The organism is Halomicronema sp. CCY15110 (assembly GCF_016888165.1).
In the GTDB taxonomy this organism is placed as follows: Bacteria; Cyanobacteriota; Cyanobacteriia; order Phormidesmidales; family Phormidesmidaceae; genus Halomicronema.
Genome location: NZ_JACSWC010000419.1, coordinates 14399 through 31116 on the forward strand (window position 1 = coordinate 14399; position 16718 = coordinate 31116).

At 57.5% G+C, this 16718-nt stretch carries 11 protein-coding genes and 1 pseudogene; 9 read left to right on the plus strand and 3 right to left on the minus strand.

Annotated elements, in window-relative coordinates:
* The first annotated feature begins 676 nt into the window (after positions 1–676).
* The 7 genes from JUK32_RS22090 (at position 677) to JUK32_RS22120 (ending at position 9558) form a co-directional block, all read left to right on the plus strand.
* Entirely contained in the window at positions 677–1081 is a 405-nt protein-coding gene (locus JUK32_RS22090; RefSeq protein WP_239112948.1) for a hypothetical protein, read from the plus strand.
* A gap of 2 nt (positions 1082–1083) precedes the next feature.
* On the plus strand, positions 1084–3585 hold the full coding sequence (locus JUK32_RS22095) for a DUF4132 domain-containing protein (RefSeq protein ID WP_204141036.1): 2502 nt from the start codon (positions 1084–1086) through the stop codon (positions 3583–3585).
* Positions 3586–3757: 172 nt separating this feature from the next.
* Positions 3758–4477 (plus strand): iron-containing redox enzyme family protein, encoded by a 720-nt coding sequence (locus JUK32_RS22100; RefSeq protein ID WP_204141037.1) that lies wholly within the window; start codon positions 3758–3760, stop codon positions 4475–4477.
* Positions 4464–5624 (plus strand): mandelate racemase/muconate lactonizing enzyme family protein, encoded by a 1161-nt coding sequence (locus tag JUK32_RS22105; protein WP_204141038.1) that lies wholly within the window; start codon positions 4464–4466, stop codon positions 5622–5624. Before JUK32_RS22100 ends, JUK32_RS22105 begins: the two co-directional genes overlap by 14 nt.
* Before the next feature lie 4 nt (positions 5625–5628).
* Complete coding sequence (locus JUK32_RS22110) at positions 5629–7278, plus strand: GH3 auxin-responsive promoter family protein (RefSeq protein WP_204141039.1); 1650 nt, start codon at positions 5629–5631, stop codon at positions 7276–7278.
* A complete protein-coding gene (locus tag JUK32_RS22115; RefSeq protein ID WP_204141040.1) occupies positions 7262–7732 on the plus strand; it encodes a hypothetical protein in 471 nt (156 codons plus the stop codon). The genes JUK32_RS22110 and JUK32_RS22115 overlap by 17 nt, the downstream gene beginning before the upstream one ends.
* Positions 7733–7734: 2 nt before the next feature.
* Positions 7735–9558 carry a CocE/NonD family hydrolase gene (locus JUK32_RS22120; RefSeq protein ID WP_204141041.1) on the plus strand — a complete coding sequence of 608 codons (1824 nt, stop codon included), beginning with the start codon at positions 7735–7737 and terminating at the stop codon, positions 9556–9558.
* A 72-nt stretch (positions 9559–9630) separates the two neighbouring features.
* Here JUK32_RS22120 and JUK32_RS22125 read toward each other — a convergent pair whose 3' ends face one another.
* Positions 9631–10146 (minus strand): Uma2 family endonuclease, encoded by a 516-nt coding sequence (locus JUK32_RS22125; RefSeq protein ID WP_204141042.1) that lies wholly within the window; start codon positions 10144–10146, stop codon positions 9631–9633.
* 121 nt (positions 10147–10267) lie between these two features.
* Positions 10268–11371 (minus strand): ISAs1 family transposase, encoded by a 1104-nt coding sequence (locus JUK32_RS22130; protein ID WP_204141063.1) that lies wholly within the window; start codon positions 11369–11371, stop codon positions 10268–10270.
* Between the two features lie 68 nt (positions 11372–11439).
* Between JUK32_RS22130 and JUK32_RS22135 the strand changes: the two genes are divergently transcribed.
* Positions 11440–12768: an ISNCY family transposase gene (locus JUK32_RS22135; RefSeq protein ID WP_204141064.1), complete on the plus strand. Its 1329-nt coding sequence runs from the start codon at positions 11440–11442 to the stop codon at positions 12766–12768.
* A 137-nt stretch (positions 12769–12905) separates the two neighbouring features.
* On the opposite strand, the pseudogene JUK32_RS22140 reads toward JUK32_RS22135, so the two are convergent.
* Positions 12906–13808 (minus strand): annotated as a pseudogene (locus tag JUK32_RS22140) (transposase); the annotation flags it as partial.
* 473 nt (positions 13809–14281) lie between these two features.
* Here JUK32_RS22140 and JUK32_RS27745 point away from each other — a divergent pair.
* Positions 14282–16708: a phage tail sheath subtilisin-like domain-containing protein gene (locus JUK32_RS27745; protein WP_239112950.1), complete on the plus strand. Its 2427-nt coding sequence runs from the start codon at positions 14282–14284 to the stop codon at positions 16706–16708.
* Positions 16709–16718: the final 10 nt, after the last annotated feature.

Below are 16718 nucleotides of genomic sequence, written 5' to 3' on the forward strand. Positions count from 1 at the left end.
GCCCTCGCAGTTATGCTCAGCGGTGCGCATCGCTCCCGACTGGCAACTGCGTTATAGTGAAATCTTGCACCTTCCTCAATAAGCTGGCGTTTTCTCAATAACCCAGATTCTGAATAGCTGAAATGCCGATTCTACGGTTTGTTTGCGGTTAAATATCTAGTTATTTTGTTCTAGTGCAAGATCTGAATTATACCAATTCTCTGAATCTCGACTACCCATGCGGCCCCCTTTCTCCGCCGCTCCCCTGCTGATTCATCAGGATCGGTAGCGCTATTTTGCAGAATTGGTATTACGGGGTCGGAGATGAAAGTCGCTTTGGCCTCAACCCCATTTGACGCGAGCGACTTTGCGATCGCTCACACGCTGTGACAGTTTAGTGGAGGCGATGGCTTGGGCAGGGATGCTACTTTAGGCTGCCGAGTCGGGGCGATTCCATACTCTAATTCGGATCCAAAACTCTTACGGCACGCGGCAGGGGAGGTCTCTCCTAGAAGCGATTGCCCGTGCCCTTACCTCAAAGCAGACTGACTGGCTACTGGGTTGAGCAATTACGAGATTTTTAGAGGGGGGCGATCGCTGGGCTCCGTTGGTGGGCACTGTAGCGTAACGTTCCTGAAGCTTCGGCGGCGGCTAGAAAATTCAGAAAATGGGTTTGGGTTCTAAGTTTTAAGGGGAGATGACCCAGGTGCCAACCAGTCTGCAAATCTGTGACATGACGACGCTGGGGGCGGCGCAGCCGCTCTGGGTGCTCGATGGTTTGACCGAGCACACTACCGTGCGTGAGCTGATTTGCTGCCGCGTCTACCAAGAGGTGCAGGACTACAACACCCATAAACCCGAATATTTTTGCGGGCTGGTGCGCCCTACCGAGGCCGAGCAAACCCTTAACGGCTATCGCCTGGCCACCCCCCGCCAACTGGACTGGGAGCAGCAGGCAGAGCTGGCGATCGCCGCCTTTCTCGCTAACGGTTTCCTCATTCTCGTGGGCGATCGCCAAGTTACCGAGTTGGACGAAGAGATTGCTGTATCTCCCGAGCAGACCGTGACGTTTTTGCGGCTGGTGCCGCTGGTAGGAGGTTAACCATGACTGCACTGAGTGCAGAGCGCTGCCAGGACATCATTTTGGCGATCGCGAACGAGGAGGGAAAATGCAATGTCTTTACCTTCACCCTGGATCATCTGAGCATTGGCAAGACCGTTCTAGCGCTCGACCCTGACGAACAGGCGGAGTTGGCCATGACCATGCTGCACTGGCTGGGCGATCGCACCAACCAAGTGGCCTATTCCCATAACCAATCCGGCATTCATGGCTGTTGGGCGGTGTTTTTAGCCCTGAGGCGTTTGCTGCGACAACCGCTACCTTTGAGCGAAGCAGCAGTGCTTGAGCTGGCGACCCTCTTTCGGCTGGGCTACCACTTTAGCGACGATAGCTTCCTATCCCCAACCGGCTTGCCGACGCCCCAAATCATTCACCACTTTTTAGACAGCACAGAACCTTCACCAGAGTTGCGATCGCGCATTGAGGCGGTTAGTGAGGTGCTCGATGTGTTTCAGCGTAACCAAGAAGCCATCGCGCTGCGTAACCGGATTGGCTCAGAGGTCATAACTATCCCTCTGGATGAGGGCGAGGCCTGGTGCGATCAAGCGATTGCCGACCTCAGCGCTCTGCCCCCCGCCGCGCGGCGGCTGTGGGTAGATCTGCTGCTAGGTTGCCGAAATTCGGATGGCAGCAAACCCAAAGGGGCCTGGCTCAAAGCCCTAGAACCTACCCTTCAACAGATTGGTGCGAAGACCTTGCAAGAGCATTTGGCCCGGTGGTTTGATCGGGTGGCCGAGCCCCGCACCCAGCCGGTTCATTCCCCAGGGGTGATGGAGGGCTACTCGTACAAAGAAGGGGCAGACAGCCCCTACGCCATGTACCTGACCAACGTGGCCATTCTCAAAGGGCTGTGCTGGGTAAGTAGTCGCTACCCCAGCCCAGCAGTCGTACGGGGGCTGGCGGTGGTGGTGCAGGGAGCCTTCCGCAAGGTGCCGGGGGTGGGGCCAGTGTGCATTCGCCTGGGCAATGCTGCCCTCTGGGCTTTAGGGGACATTGCCGATCGCGACAGTACCCTCCAACTGGCTCGGCTCAAAGCCAAAGTAAAACTGCCCAGCGCCCAAAAGAGCATCACCAAAGCCCTCTCTACCACCGCCAAGAAAGCCGGGGTCTCCCTGGAGGAACTGGCGGAATTGGCGGTGCCCGACTTTGGCTTCACCGCTGTAGGTCAGCGGCGTGACCCATTGGGCGACTTTATAGCGGAGATGGTCGTTCAGGGCAACCAGGCGACCCTAAACTGGCGCACTGCAGCGGGCAAGCCCCAGAAGTCGGTGCCCAAGGCGGTTAAAGACGACTACAGCGAAGCGCTCAAAGACCTGAAGCAGACTCTCAAGGATATTCAGGGCCTGCTACCGGCCCAGCGCGATCGCCTCGAAGCGTTATATCTGGCCCACAAAACCTGGCCTCTGAGCGACTGGCAAGAGCGCTACCTCGACCACCCCCTGGTGGGCACCCTGGCGCGACGGTTAATCTGGCAGTTTGAGGCAGACGGTTCTACCTCCAGCGGCATCTGGCACGACGGGCACCTGGTGACTGTGACTGGAGACTGGCTAGAAAAACTGCCGAAGGATGCGATTGTCTCCCTCTGGCACCCCATTGCCGCTGCGCCCGACACCGTCCTGGCGTGGCGTACCTGGCTCATCGAGCATCAGATTCAGCAGCCTTTTAAGCAGGCTCACCGCGAACTTTATCTGCTCACCGCCGCCGAGCAGCAGACCGCCACCTACTCCAACCGCTTTGCTGCCCACATCATCAAACAGCCGCAGTTTCACGCGTTGTGCAACCAGCGGGGCTGGCGCGATCGCCTGCGCATGATGAATGCTTGGGATCCGGAGCCCTCGGTGAAGCCCCTGCCGTCGTGGAATTTGCGAGCCGAGTTTTGGGTTACGGGCATTGGCGAAGATTACGCCCCCGACCTCACCACCGACGCAGGCGGCTACCGCTACCTCAGTACCGACCAGATCCGGTTTTACCCGTTCGACTCGGCAGAGCCCACCCCCCTGCCGCTAGAGGATATCCCGGCCCTGGCTTTCTCAGAAGTGATGCGCGATGTAGATTTGTTTGTCGGTGTGGCTAGCGTCGGCAATGACCCGGCCTGGGTCGATGGCGGCCTCGAACACTACCGCGACTACTGGCACACCTATTCCTTTGGGGTGCTCTCAGAAACGGCCAAGACCCGCCGCCAGGTGCTAGAGACGCTGGTGCCCAGGCTGGCGATCGCCGATCGCTGCACCTTGCAAGACCGCTTTTTGGTGGTGCGGGGCGACCTGCGCACCTACAAAATTCACCTCGGCAGCGGCAACATTCTGATGGAGCCCAACGACCAATATCTCTGCATTGTGCCCGACCAACGCCGCCCTACGGGGCAAGTGTTGCTGCCCTTTGAGGGCGACAGCATGACGGCGATCGTCTTGAGCAAAGCCTTGCTCCTGGCCTGCGACACCAAAATCAAAGACCCCAGCATTCGCGGCCAAATCAAGGGCCACTAAGGCGGATGAAAAACTTTACAGCCGCTGCCCCCCGCTTTCCCGGAAAAGATCGGGGGACAGCTGTTTTCAAGGGTATTGCTCAGGCTAGACGCCAGGTTCTTCAGGGAGGAAGGCGGTTGGTCTGGGCACCTTGACAGCAGCATGGTTTCGACGCTCCATATCAGAAGATTTTATGATCACACTGTCGATTCGTCCCCTGATTGAGACTCACTATGTCAACCAGGTGCAGGTCTTTGCGGACTCCCCCTGGTTTCAGCATTTGGAGCAGGGCCAGGCCTCCCGGCAAGAGTACGACGCTTTTATCTTCAACCTCTGTCAAACCCACCTGAAGAGTCCGCAAATTCTGGCCTTTCTCTACGCGGTGGCCCCACCGACAGCCGCCCCCCAGATCAAACACAATCTGCTCGAAGAACTGGGGCTGGATCAGGTGGCCATCTGCCACCCCGATCTGCTGTATCAGCTAGCGACAGCGGCGGGGTTTGATGGCGATCGCCAGACTCATCTGGCCGAGGCGGCCCAGGCCCAAATTCGGCAGCTCTGCACTGACCCGCTGCTGTTTGGCACCATCCAGGAACTGGGGCTGTCGGTGCTGCTAGAGGTGACCTGCTTTGAGTGGATGCTCTCTCGCCTCGCCAGTCGGATCGGCAAGGCGCTGGCGGCCCATCGCGGCCTGCCTTCGGAGAGCCTGACCTGGTTTCATCACCATTCTGAGGTCGATATTCGCCACGCCGAGGAAGGGTTAGACAGCGTTGAGCAGTACCTGGCTTACTACGAGATTGAGGCGGAGGATCTAGAGACGATTCTCGACATTACCTTTCGCGAAAACATTTTTGTTAAGCGCTACTTTGCCGACCTGCCCGCGATCGCTGGAGCTGCCGATGAGAATCGTTGAGGCCACCCTGTTTGCCCTGCAAATTCCCTTTGTGGAAGCCTTTGCCCACAGCGTGCGATCGCGTAGCAGCTCAGACTCGATCGTGGTGCGGCTGCGGGCTGAGGACGGCACCGTCGGCTACGGTGAGGCGGTGGCCCGGCCCTACGTCACCGGGGAGACGGTGGCGGGTTGTTTGCAGTTCATGGAACGTACCCTGTGGCCTGCGGTGCAAGCTACCGACTATGTTCCTTGGGCCGGGCAGGAGGAGATCGCCTGGCTAGGGTCGCTGACCCTGCCCGCCGAAGCCAATGAAACCTCTGGCGTAGTGGCCTGGCACGGGTCGCGCTGCGGCTTTGAACTAGCCCTGGTCGATTGTTTGCTCAAAGCTGCCGGGGTCTCCCTGGGGGAACTGCTGCCGCCTCGGCACCCGGTCACCTACAGCGGCGTGATCACGGCCAGCAGCGTGGAGGGCGCGGTGAAACACGCCAAGCGGTTTAAGCAATTTGGTCTGCCCTACCTGAAGGTGAAGATCACCGGAGAGGCCGATCAAGAACGGCTGGCGGCGATTCGCGCGGCGGTGGGGCCAGCGGTGTCGCTGCGGGTGGATGGCAATGGGGCTTACTCGGTGGAGGGGGCGATCGCTACCTGTGAGGCCCTGGCAGAATTTCACATCGACAGCGCTGAGCAAATGATTCCGCGCGGCGATCCTCAAGCTTTGGCGACGGTGCAGGCGGCTACTGCCATTTCCCAAATGGCCGATGAGTCGTTGATTACCCTGGCGGATGCCCAGACGCTGATTGCGGCCAAAGCCTGTCGAGGCTTTAATCTGCGGCTGGCGAAATGTGGGGGGCTGGGGCCAACGCTGGCGATCGCCGAGCTGGCCCAGGCCGCTGGCATTGCGGTGCAGGTGGGCTGCCAAGTGGGCGAGACGGCGATTCTCTCCGCTGCCGGGCGGCACCTGGCGGCCTATTTGCCCGAAATCAGCTTTTGCGAAGGCTCCTATGGCAGCCTGCTGCTGCGGGAAGATCTCAGTCGTCGCCCGATTCACTTTGGCCATCGGGGTCTGGCAAAACCGCTGAAGGGGCCAGGGCTAGGGGTCGAGATTCAGGATGCCCTGCTGGAGAAATACGCCCAGCAGACCATTTCACTCTTAGCGAAGGCGGTGTGAGGCGATGGCTAGTCTGTATACCCTGGGCCTGCGCTGGCAGGGGCGAGCCCTAAAACAACGGCTAGAGGCGGCTACCCAGGAGCCCGAACTGGCCCAAGCGCAGCTGTTGCGCCAGTTGCTCAGCCGCCATGGCGACACTCAGTTTGGCCGCGAGCATCATTTTGATCAAATTCGCACCCCGCTCGACTATCGGCGGGCGGTGCCCATTCGCGACTACGAAGGCTTTCGGCCCTACGTGCAGCGGATGATGGCAGGCCAGGACAAGATTCTGGTGAATGAGTCGGTGCGGATGTTCACGATGACCAGCGGCACCACCGGGCAGCCCAAATATATTCCCGTCACCGCCGGGGTAGAGCGGGGCGGGTCGCGGCTGATGCGGCAGTGGCTCTACCGCATTCTGCACGATCACCCCCGGTTTTTGAGCCGGGCGGTGGTGGGCATTGTCAGCCCGGCGATCGAGGGCTACACCCCCGGCGGCATTCCCTACGGCAGCCTATCGGGGCGCATCTACCAGCAGATTCCGGCCCTGATTCGGCGCACCTATGCCGTCCCCTATGGCGTGTTTGAGATTGCTGACTACGATCTCCGCTACTGGGCGATCGCCCGCTACGCCCTGGCGCGGCAGGTGTCTTTTTTGTGTACGCCTAACCCCAGCACCCTGAAGCGGCTGGCCACGGTAATGACGCACCAGGCAGAATCCTTAATCCGAGCAATTCACGACGGCACCGGGGGCGAGGGACTGCCGACTCAGCGGCCTCAGCCGGAGCGAGCCAAACAGCTAGAACGAATTTTCCACACTACCGGGGCACTGCGGCCTCAAGACTGCTGGCCTCACCTGGAGCTTTTAGGCTGCTGGACGGGCGGGTCGGTGGGAGCGCAGGCCCGGCAGCTCACCGCTGACTATGGCCCCCTGCCGATTCGCGATCTGGGCTATCTCGCCAGTGAGGCCCGAGTCACCCTGCCCTACGAGAACAACACCCCCGCTGGCCTGCTCGATCTGACCCTGAATGTCTATGAATTTATTCCCGAAGACGGTGCCGACCAGGCCGACCCGCCAATTTTGCTTAGCCATGACCTAGAGCGAGGGCAGCGCTACCAGATTCTGCTCACCACCCCCGGCGGCCTCTACCGCTATCACATCAACGATGTGGTGGAGGTGACGGGTTTTTATAACCGATCGCCCCTGATTGCCTTTTTGCGCAAGGGCCGCGACATGAGTAATCTGACCGGGGAGAAGCTGCATGTGAATCATGTATTGGCTGCGATCGCCGCCCTGCAACACCAGTTTCACCAGCCGATCGGCCCCTACCGCCTGGTAGCTAATGCTCAGACCATGCGCTACGAACTGTACTGGGAAATGGCGAATATTCCCAATCAAGACTGGATTGAGTCCTTGCTGTCAGCCTTGGATACGGCCCTGGCTGAAAACAACGTTGAATATGGTCAAAAACGCGCCTCTCAGCGGTTGAACGCCCCCTGCCTCCACCGCATGAAGCCGGGCTGGGCGGAGGCGACCCAGCGCTGGGCCATTGCCCAAGGCCAGCGAGAGGTACAGTACAAATGGCCGGTGCTCACCCAGCAGCCCCTACCGCTAGATACCGACGCGATCGCGCAAACCTATGAGCTGACACTGCCCTATGCCCACCCCTACTGATGGTCTGCGGCAGAATAGTCTATGGCCGAGTCGGCATCCGGTGCCCTGGCTGTGGGCGCTGACCCTGCTGTTTTGGCTGCGGGTGCTGGGGCAGGTGCTGGTGGCCTTTTTCCAGGTGCCCTTTTTGCCCCCCATGGCCCACTGGTATTCGGGTCTGCTGCCCTACCCACTGTTGTTGCCCAGCCAGCTGCTGATTTTGGCGCTTCAGGTCAAGATCAATCGTGACTTGGCCCAGGGACGGGGTTGGTTTCAGCGGCCTCGCCCCCGTCTGGGTCAGGGCCTCCAGTACGCGAGCTACGGCTACGCCCTGGTGATGGTGATCCGCTACGGTCTCACCATGAGCCTCTACCCCGAGCGTCGCTGGCTGGGGGAAGGCACGATTCCCATTGTGTTTCACTGGGTGTTGGCCGCCTATCTCTGGCTCTGGGGCCACGGCCATCGTTCAGAGGGATAGCCATGAAGGGAGGGATTTTTCGCCATTGCGCTCGGCTGTTCTCGCATAAGCGGGTCGGGCTCTGGCTGCTGGCGGGGGTGACTGCGCTGCTGCTGTTGGTGGTTGGGCGGGGGAGTGCGATCGCCGCTGCCTGGTTGGGCTACCAGTTAGACTATCCCCCCGCCAGCTATGGTGTCCGTCTAGAGCGCGGCCTGACCGTGACCGCCCCCGATGGCACGGCCTTGGTCGCCGATGTCTACCACCCCCGCATCGCCGCCGCTACCCCCACCATTCTGGTGCGCATTCCCTACTCCAAACAAATTAAACACATCCTGTTTGCCCGCACCGTGGGCCATCTCTGGGCCAGCCACGGCTACACCACCGTGATCCAGGGCACTCGGGGACGCTACGAGTCGGGCGGCAGCTACGATCCGCCCTTTGTGAACGAGGCTCAGGATGGCCGGGCCACGCTGCAATGGATCGCCCAGCAGCCCTGGTACGACGGGCAGATCGGCATGTGGGGGGGCTCCTACTTTGGCTATACCCAATGGGTACTGGCCGACCAGATCGATCCAGGGTTGTCGGCCCTGATCCCACAGATTTGCAGCACCGACTTCTACGGCATGTTCTACCCCGGCGGCGCGTTTTCTCTGGAAAGCGCTCTCTACTGGGCGACCCTCAGCTACGGCCCCCGCGATATTCCCCTGCCCCAGGAGCAGCTCCAGCAGGGCTTTGCGGGGTGGCCCCTGCTAGAGGCCGATGACCGCGCGGTGCAGAATATTCCGTTTTTTGATACCTGGGCCAGCCACACCGATCGCGATCGCTACTGGCAAGCGGTTGATGGCACTGGCCGCGCCCGCCAGCTTCAGGCCCCGGCCCTGCTGATGGCGGGTTGGTACGATCCGTTCTTGCCGACTCAACTGGCCGACTTTCAACAGATTCGCGCCACCGCTGCCCCCCAAGTAGCCGAGGCTACCCGCTTGGTGATCGGGCCTTGGACCCACGCCAACACCGTTACTTTCCCCGACGGCAGCCGCCCCCGCAACTACCGCTTCGAAAGCATTGGCCCTAGCTTGCCCTGGTTTGATCACCAGTTCAAAGGTGCTCCCGAAACAGCCTATCCCAGCCCGGTACTGATCTACGTCATGGGCGCTAACACCTGGCGTGAGGAAGCCACCTGGCCCCTGTCCCGCACCCGCTATACGCCCTACTACCTGCACAGCAACGGTCAGGCCAATACTCTCAACGGCGACGGCGTTCTCAGTCTGGAGCCGCCGGGGGATGAAGGGAGCGATCGCTTTCTTTACGACCCGCAAAACCCGGTACCCAGCGCCGGGGGCACTATGCTCGGGCCAAACGCAGGCATTCAGCCCCAAAACGTAGTGGAACAGCGGGATGACGTGCTGGTTTATACCACCCCGCCCCTGAGCGAGGCGATCGAAGTGACCGGGCCAGTGCAGTTGCGGCTCCAAGTCTCCACCACCGCTCCCCACACCGATTTCACGGCCAAACTGGTGGATGTCTATCCCGACGGGACGGCTTACAACGTTTCCGAAGGGATTCTGCGGCGGGGCTACGGCAAGGCGATCGGCAACAATACCCAAGCGGAAACCCAAGCACCTACCGAAATCGCGATCGACCTGTGGCCCACCAGCCAGATCTTCTTCCCCGGCCATCGCCTTCGCCTAGAGGTCTCCAGCAGCAGCTACCCCCGCTTTGACCGCAACCCCAACACGGGCCGCCATATTCCCACCGAGCGCCGACCCGTCACTGCAACTCAGACGATTTACCACCATGCTGCTGCTGTCTCTCGGCTGATTCTGCCCATTATTCCAGCGGAAAAATAATCCCTAACGTTACTGGGGTGTGGCAACGACCTTGACGACAAGGTCTTATCACGGATGGATGTAGCGAATTGCTCAAGATAGGGGCAGTTGATCGGGATCAATCCCCTGAGATCTCAGATAGCCCTCTAGCTGCTCGACTCGCTGCCGTTCCTGTTCTGCTCGCTGCCGTTCCGCTTCTTCAGGTAAAGGAATCAAGTCACCTGCTGCCGTAAACCAACGCAACTGCCGTTCGTGAATTCCCAACTCTAGCCCTAACTGCTGGCTGGTCAAGCGTTCCTGATCCGTGGGTGTGATGGGCTCATAGCACCCATTGGAGAGGCGAAATCCGGCAAATTCCATCGTCTCTGGGTGGAACCAGTAGTACTCGGGCACCCGCCACACATCCTGATACAGAGCTTTCTTCGCCCCTTTATCAACCTGAGCGGTAGAACTGGAGAGCAATTCGATCACCACGTTGGGATACTTGCCCCCTTCTTCCCAGATCGCCCAACTGCGGCGTTCTTTCTTTTCAGCGCCCAGTACTACGAACACGTCTGGTCCACGAAAATCTCGTTTTTTGAGCTGCTGCTTGTTGTAATAGACCGTCAAAGGTCAAAGGTTCTGTCGCAAAAACAAAATGAGGGTATGAAATCCCTCTTTCTTATCTATATCTATGCAGCGATACCGAAGATATGGTGGATGAAAGAGATCTGTTAGGGCAATCGCATCTTTATCCAGTAAGAACTTTGAGCAGGTAATCATCGTCCCATCCGGCTCTGAGTCGTTTGTTTTTGATGCCGAGTTTAGCGGTCTTCTCCTGATTCAAGGCACTTAAAGCGAGATGCCGGAGTAGGGTAAAGTTCTCAGGGGCATGGTCAGTGCGAATGCGACAATCATCTTCCTGGAAAGCCACATCTAAGACCCAATGCAAAGGATTTTCAACACTCCAGTGAGTCCGAATCGACGACGCTAGCCGTTCTGCATCGGGGGCTAAGGAACTAATGTAGTAGCGCACCTCGGCACTGGTTTGGCCATCAATGGTGCGCTGCGACTCGACCTTGGCAATGCTGGTGAGGTGAGTCCACTGCTCCGCATCAATGAGGTCGGCAACGCCCCCAAGACACCAGCAACGCCGAGTTTCCAGGCGACCGTGACCGGTTTCAGTCGTTTCATCAACATCAGGCTCAAGGGCTTGATAGTCCTGGGCTGGCGCCGCCTCAAACCGCTGCTGAACCGCCTCAAATAGATTGCCCTGGTTGCCCTTGAGGGCTAAAACATAGTCCCCTCCTTGCTGGACGATTTGCTCGGCAATCGTCTTCTGCGTTCCCATGGCATCAATCGTGACGATGCACCCATGCAGGTCTAACACCTTGAGCAACTCCGGAATTGCCGTGATTTCATTCGACTTCTCATCAACTTTGCGTTGGCCTAATACCAAGCGATTTTGGCTCGCCCAGGCACTGACCATGTGAATGGCTCCTTTGCCTTGCCCTTGATCATAAGAACGTCGGACAGTCTTGCCATCAATGGCAATCACTTCTCCGGCGGTGAGGCGACTGATGGAACGCACCCAGCGCAGAAAGCACTGCTGGAGTTGCTCGGGGTCGAGCCGCGCAAACACCCGGCCAAAGGTGTCGTGGCTGGGGATGCCCTGCGGCAGCGCCAAAAAGGTTTTCAGCCAGTCATATTTAGCTTTGCCATAGGTCTCAATGCCGACCCAGCCATCCGCACCACAGATGACGGCCAGGATCGCAATCGTCAGGATATCGATGAGCAAGTGATCCTTGCTGCGGTCAATGCGAGGATCATCAATATCCGCAAAATGAGCAGCAATTCCAAATTCAAAACTTGACGGTGGGTTGAATTAGGATGAGCTGAAGAATCCCCCCTGAGGACCGGATGATGGAGCCGTTAGTCTTGAGTTTTGGCGTGTTACTCGGCTATCTGCAGCAACGCATCGAGTGCATCCAGGATCCCCGACAACCCAGCAATGGCACCCGTTACCGTCTTGGCGATGCCATCTTAGCCGCCTTTTCGGTGTTTTTTATGCAGTGCGAGTCATTTCTAGAGCACCAACGGCAGATGCAAAGTCGGCGCGGTAAAGACAATGCGCAAACGCTGTTTGGACTGGAGCAAATGCCCAGTGCGCCGCAAATTCGCAACCTTCTCGACCAGATTGCGGCACCGCAGTTATTCGGCGTGTTCGAGCGGGTCTATCGCGCCTTGCAACAGGGCGGCTACTTGAAGCCCTTTCAATGCTTGGGAGGACATCTGTTAGTGACCTTAGATGGCACGCAGTATTTCAGTTCTCAAAAGCTGGGTTGCGAGAGGTGTTCGACGCGAACGCATAAAAATGGTCGGGTGACCTACTTTCACAGCGCCATTTTGCCCGTGATTGTGGCTCCCACGCAGACTCAAGTGATTGCGTTAGCCCCCGAATTCATTCGACCGCAAGCGGGCTCTGACAAACAAGATTGTGAACTGGAGGCCGCCAAACGGTGGCTGCAAGCGCATGCGAAGCAATTTGCGCACCAACCCGTCACCTTGCTGGGCGATGACCTCTACAGTCATCAACCGCTGTGTCAGCAGTCTTTAGAGTTGGGGATGAACTTCATCTTCACCGCGCTGCCGGACTCGCATCCGGCCCTCTACGAGCGATTGCACGTGCTTGACGTTTTGGGGGCCATTGAGAGTCTAGACATTCGGCAAGACCAGCGGGGGACGTCCACCCGCTATCGCTATCGCTATACCAACCTCGTGCCGATTCGTGATGCCCCACCCGCACTGTTAGTCAATTGGTGCGAACTTACCGTCAGCGATGAGCGCACGGGACAGGTGCTTTACCACAATGCCTTTATCACCCACCATCGCTTGAATGATGACACCGTCGCTCATGTCGTCGCGGCGGGTCGCAGTCGCTGGAAGACCGAAAACGAAAATCACAACGTGCTCAAAACCCAGGGCTACCATCTCGAACACAACTTTGGGCATGGTCAACAGCACTTGGCTGCCTGTTTACTCACCCTCAATCTCTTAGCCTTTCTCTTCCATACCGTCCTTCAGTTAGCCGATCCGGCTTACCAACAGATCCGTCAACAACGGGGTCCGCGCAGAGGATTCTTTCAGGACATTCTCAGCCTGACGAAGTATCTGCTTTTCGAGAACTGGCAGCATCTGATTGACTTTATGCTCGCCGATTCAGACCCCGTTATAATCCCTAACTCCTCCTAAATTTTTGAATTTGGAATTGCTGCAAAATGAGCGGCAATGCTGGTCTGAGACTGGAGCTTCATAGACTTTGAAAGAGACGCTGCAATGACCTCACGGTAACGTCTCTTCTTGTCTAGATAAAGATGCGATTGCCCTGGGTCCAACGGTGGCATGGTTAGCCCCACCCAAGCCAACCAGAGCGGTCGAGTAGATTTAGGCTCACCCGCTGCGTCTAATCGCTGCACCTGAATTAAGTTGAGCGGATGAGCCGCCGCCTGTCGAAAATGTAAGGTTCTCCAACAGCGCACCTGCACCCGCCCAAGGCTGGGCCGCTGCACCTCAATATCTTCATCCGCCGACCACCCAGTAGTGGCATCGTTGAGCTTAAACTTGTCGCCATGAATACGGGGACGACCGTGCCCCTGATAGGGCGGTGGAGCGCCCCAAAGATGACGATTGCTCCTCAAGCGCATCAGCTTGTCGGCCTCAATCTCAGCGCTTTTGAGCACAAAGCTGGCGCATCCATATTCGCTATCCCACAAGCTCAAGGGACGAGTGGGTAACTCTTGGCAAACTTGCTTAAGTTGCCACACGGCTTTGGTAATCGGACTTTCCCAACTCGTAATCCGCTCATGCCTGAGCGGTAGTGCCCAACTGCCGGAGGCTTCTGGGATCCAGGCGAGGGTGCTATATCCTTGCCCTACGGTGACAGCACTCTGGGAACCGGCTCCATGCGCTTGGTGTTCATAGGTTCGCTCGGGTAATTGTTTCGCATATGGCCTCGTATGGTCTCCTCCCAACACGATTTGCTTGGATGTGGATTTATCAATCTGATGGATGTACAAACGCATCAGTTTCCGACGTCGGGGCCGACTGTCTTTGACAGTTTCATACAGACTGGGCCACTGACGCTGAAACAGCGGGGATTGTGATAATTCGGCAAAGCTATAGACATGGCGTGTTGTCATCACTGCATCTAATAGCTCAAAGGTCGCGTCGCGGGCGCGACTGAGATGTTCGTAGGCTTCTGTACGAAAGTTTTGAAGCGTATCGTAGGTCATAGGCAGAAATGAGATGGTTGACGCTTCTCAGTTTCTGCCTTCAGGCGCTCCTGACTCTCGTTGGGAACGCCTTTTTTCTGTTTGCTAGTCTAAACACCAGGGGGAACGGTTTCCCATTAACGCGGCTTCACCACTTTCCCGCTGTCTCAAGGGCAACGAATATTCAATCCTCTATCCTTAGCCTTCTGTCAAGTACAATTTATACCAAATTACATGCGATTACCCTGCGGCAGTATAGCGATTTCTTGACATTAATTTTCTATTTACGTATATTGATATTTCTTTTCTTCACTAGAAATATCTGAATTGGAAAATCATGTCAGCATAACGAATAAGTTGAAACCGTTAACAGCATCTTTAGCTGACCAATTTTCGATCTTTACTATTTTTGGCTGGTGCTCTCGATGACAAGGTAATTCCGTTGCCCGTGTCAGAGTGCGATTGATTCAGACATCCCATCTGTGGAGGCAAACATGGCCGTTACACCGACCTATCCGGGCGTCTATATCCAAGAGATTCCTAGCGGGGTGAGAACCATTGTCGGAGTAGGTACTTCGACCGCCGTGTTTTTAGGCCGAACGCCACAAGGCCCCTTAAACGAACCCGTTCTCTGTCTGGGCTATCCCGATTTTGAGCGGGCCTTTACAGGCGATCGCGCTGGTAGCGAATTGCCCCGCGCGGTGCAGTTATTTTTTCTCAACGGAGGCACCCGCTGCTATGTCATGCGGCTCGCCAATGATGCGACCTACGCCGCCGTGACCTTGCGCAACGAGGCTAATTCAGAGGATGTGCTGGTGGCCACTGCCAAGTCAGCCGGGCTGTCGGGCAGCACCATTCGCCTGGCGGTGAGCTACGGCACGACCCAACCTGAGTCGACCTTCAATTTAGAGGTCTTTCGCTGGGTGACCAATAGCCGGGGGGCGCAGGTCAAGGCCGATGTCGAGCAGTGGGTGGGCCTGACGATGGAGCCGGGCACCGCTCGCTATGCCGTTAATTATGTCACCCAAAATTCCCAGCTGCTTGAACTGGCATTACCCGATCCAGACAATCCGCCAACACTGGGGGTGGCCGGGTATTCCCAGTCGGGATTGCCAATTCCGGGGCAGACGGATACGATTTTCCGCGATCGCTGCCTCACCCTCATGGGTAGTAACTCTGCTTTTGGCAATCGGTTTCGGATCTTTGTCGATGGCCGAGGCCCCTTTGATGTCGATTTGTCTGCGATCGACTTTTCAGTCGCTCCTTTAGATGTGGATGGTGATATTCGCGACAACTTAGCTGACGCCATCCAACAAATCGTCAACGATGCCCTGACGGGAGGGCTGAGCGTCACCGTCACCTTTGAAACGGGACCCAGCGGCCCCACGGGGGATGATAACCAGGATTCGGTGTGGTTAAGGATTACTTCCAGTAATGTCGATGTGCGCATTGAGCCCGCCCCCGACAATGATGCGGCGGTGTCGCTCATGCTAGGCACAGCCCAGGGCGGGTTAGAGGTATCGCGCTACGGCAGCATTCGTCCTGCCGCTAATGGCATCGTGTTTGATATCAATAACCTGGTTGATCTGGCCGCTCTGCCTCAAGTGGCCTTTGACGAAATCACTGTGGGCACTGCCGACCCGATTGATTTAGGCACCGATCTGGTCACCAGTGCTGCAACGGATGCCCGGTTTTACTATCAGGCGGATTATGACGCGACTACGACCGCTGGCATCGTCGGCCATAGTGACGGCGTTAGAGAAAAGCTCGGCATTCTAGCGGCGGCGATCAATCAACAAAAGCTGGCTGACAATTCCTTTAAGTGGACAGCTGAGGTTTGGGGATCGCGGTTGGCGTTGATTCCTGGCGATGGGGGCGACAATAGCCAGCGATCTCTCACCACGGGTTTAGAGGCTGGCGGCGGCACCAATATCGGTGGCAATTTCATCGACAATGTGCGGTACTACAGCTTGGGAAGTGCAGGGACTGGGGCCTTTCAAGTGTCGGGGCCGCCGCCCAGCGATGGGGGCGCACCGCAACTATCTGACTATCGCAATGCCTTCGACATTTTGGATCGCGAGGTCGACCTCTACAATTTGATGATTTTGCCGAAGGATGAGGATCACGATGCCGCCACGACCGCTTCGCTGTGGGGGCCAGCGAGCGTCAGATGTCAGGAGCGTCGGGCGTTTTTGCTGATCGATCCGCCGGAAAGTTGGGGCACGGTGCAGCAAGCGACGAACCCCACCAGCGGCGTCAACAGTTTGCGCATTGGCTTGGTGAAGGACTACAGCGCCGTGTTTTATCCGCGGCTGGCGATGCGCGAAAACGGACTCCAAATATACGTCAACCCCAGTGGGGCGATCGCCGGACTGATAGCCCGCATTGATGCTGAGCGAGGGGTCTGGAAGGCACCGGCGGGAACGGAGGCGGACATTCGCGGAGTCGTGGGATTAGAACATCGATTTTCGGATCGCGAACACGGTGTGCTGAATCCCCAGGCGATCAATACTTTGCGCATCTTTCCTCAGGGCATTGTGAATTTTGGCGCTCGCACCCTGGCCGGTTCGGACGAGCAGGCCAGCGAGTACAAATACATTCCGGTACGACGGTTGGCCCTTTTTATTGAAGAAAGTCTCTACCGAGGGTTGCAGTGGGTGGTCTTTGAACCCAATGACGAACCGCTGTGGGCGCAGATTCGTCTGAATGTCGGAGCGTTTATGAACAATCTGTTTCGGCAGGGGGCCTTTCAGGGGAGATCGCCCAACGAGGCGTATTTTGTGAAGTGCGATCGCGAAACGACGACGCAAAACGACATTAATCTCGGCATCGTCAACATTTTGGTGGGCTTTGCGCCCCTGAAACCGGCAGAGTTTGTCATTCTGTCGCTGCAGCAGATAGCGGGCGAAATTCAAACCTAGGGAGGTGAGG

Bases quoted from the DNA above. Each gene is read 5' to 3' on its own strand.
- JUK32_RS22090 (WP_239112948.1), top strand. From the start codon at position 677: ATGACCCAGGTGCCAACCAGTCTGCAAATCTGTGACATGACGACGCTG.
- JUK32_RS22095 (WP_204141036.1), top strand. From the start codon at position 1,084: ATGACTGCACTGAGTGCAGAGCGCTGCCAGGACATCATTTTGGCGATC.
- JUK32_RS22100 (WP_204141037.1), top strand. From the start codon at position 3,758: ATGATCACACTGTCGATTCGTCCCCTGATTGAGACTCACTATGTCAAC.
- JUK32_RS22105 (WP_204141038.1), top strand. From the start codon at position 4,464: ATGAGAATCGTTGAGGCCACCCTGTTTGCCCTGCAAATTCCCTTTGTG.
- JUK32_RS22110 (WP_204141039.1), top strand. From the start codon at position 5,629: ATGGCTAGTCTGTATACCCTGGGCCTGCGCTGGCAGGGGCGAGCCCTA.
- JUK32_RS22115 (WP_204141040.1), top strand. From the start codon at position 7,262: ATGCCCACCCCTACTGATGGTCTGCGGCAGAATAGTCTATGGCCGAGT.
- JUK32_RS22120 (WP_204141041.1), top strand. From the start codon at position 7,735: ATGAAGGGAGGGATTTTTCGCCATTGCGCTCGGCTGTTCTCGCATAAG.
- JUK32_RS22135 (WP_204141064.1), top strand. From the start codon at position 11,440: ATGGAGCCGTTAGTCTTGAGTTTTGGCGTGTTACTCGGCTATCTGCAG.
- JUK32_RS27745 (WP_239112950.1), top strand. From the start codon at position 14,282: ATGGCCGTTACACCGACCTATCCGGGCGTCTATATCCAAGAGATTCCT.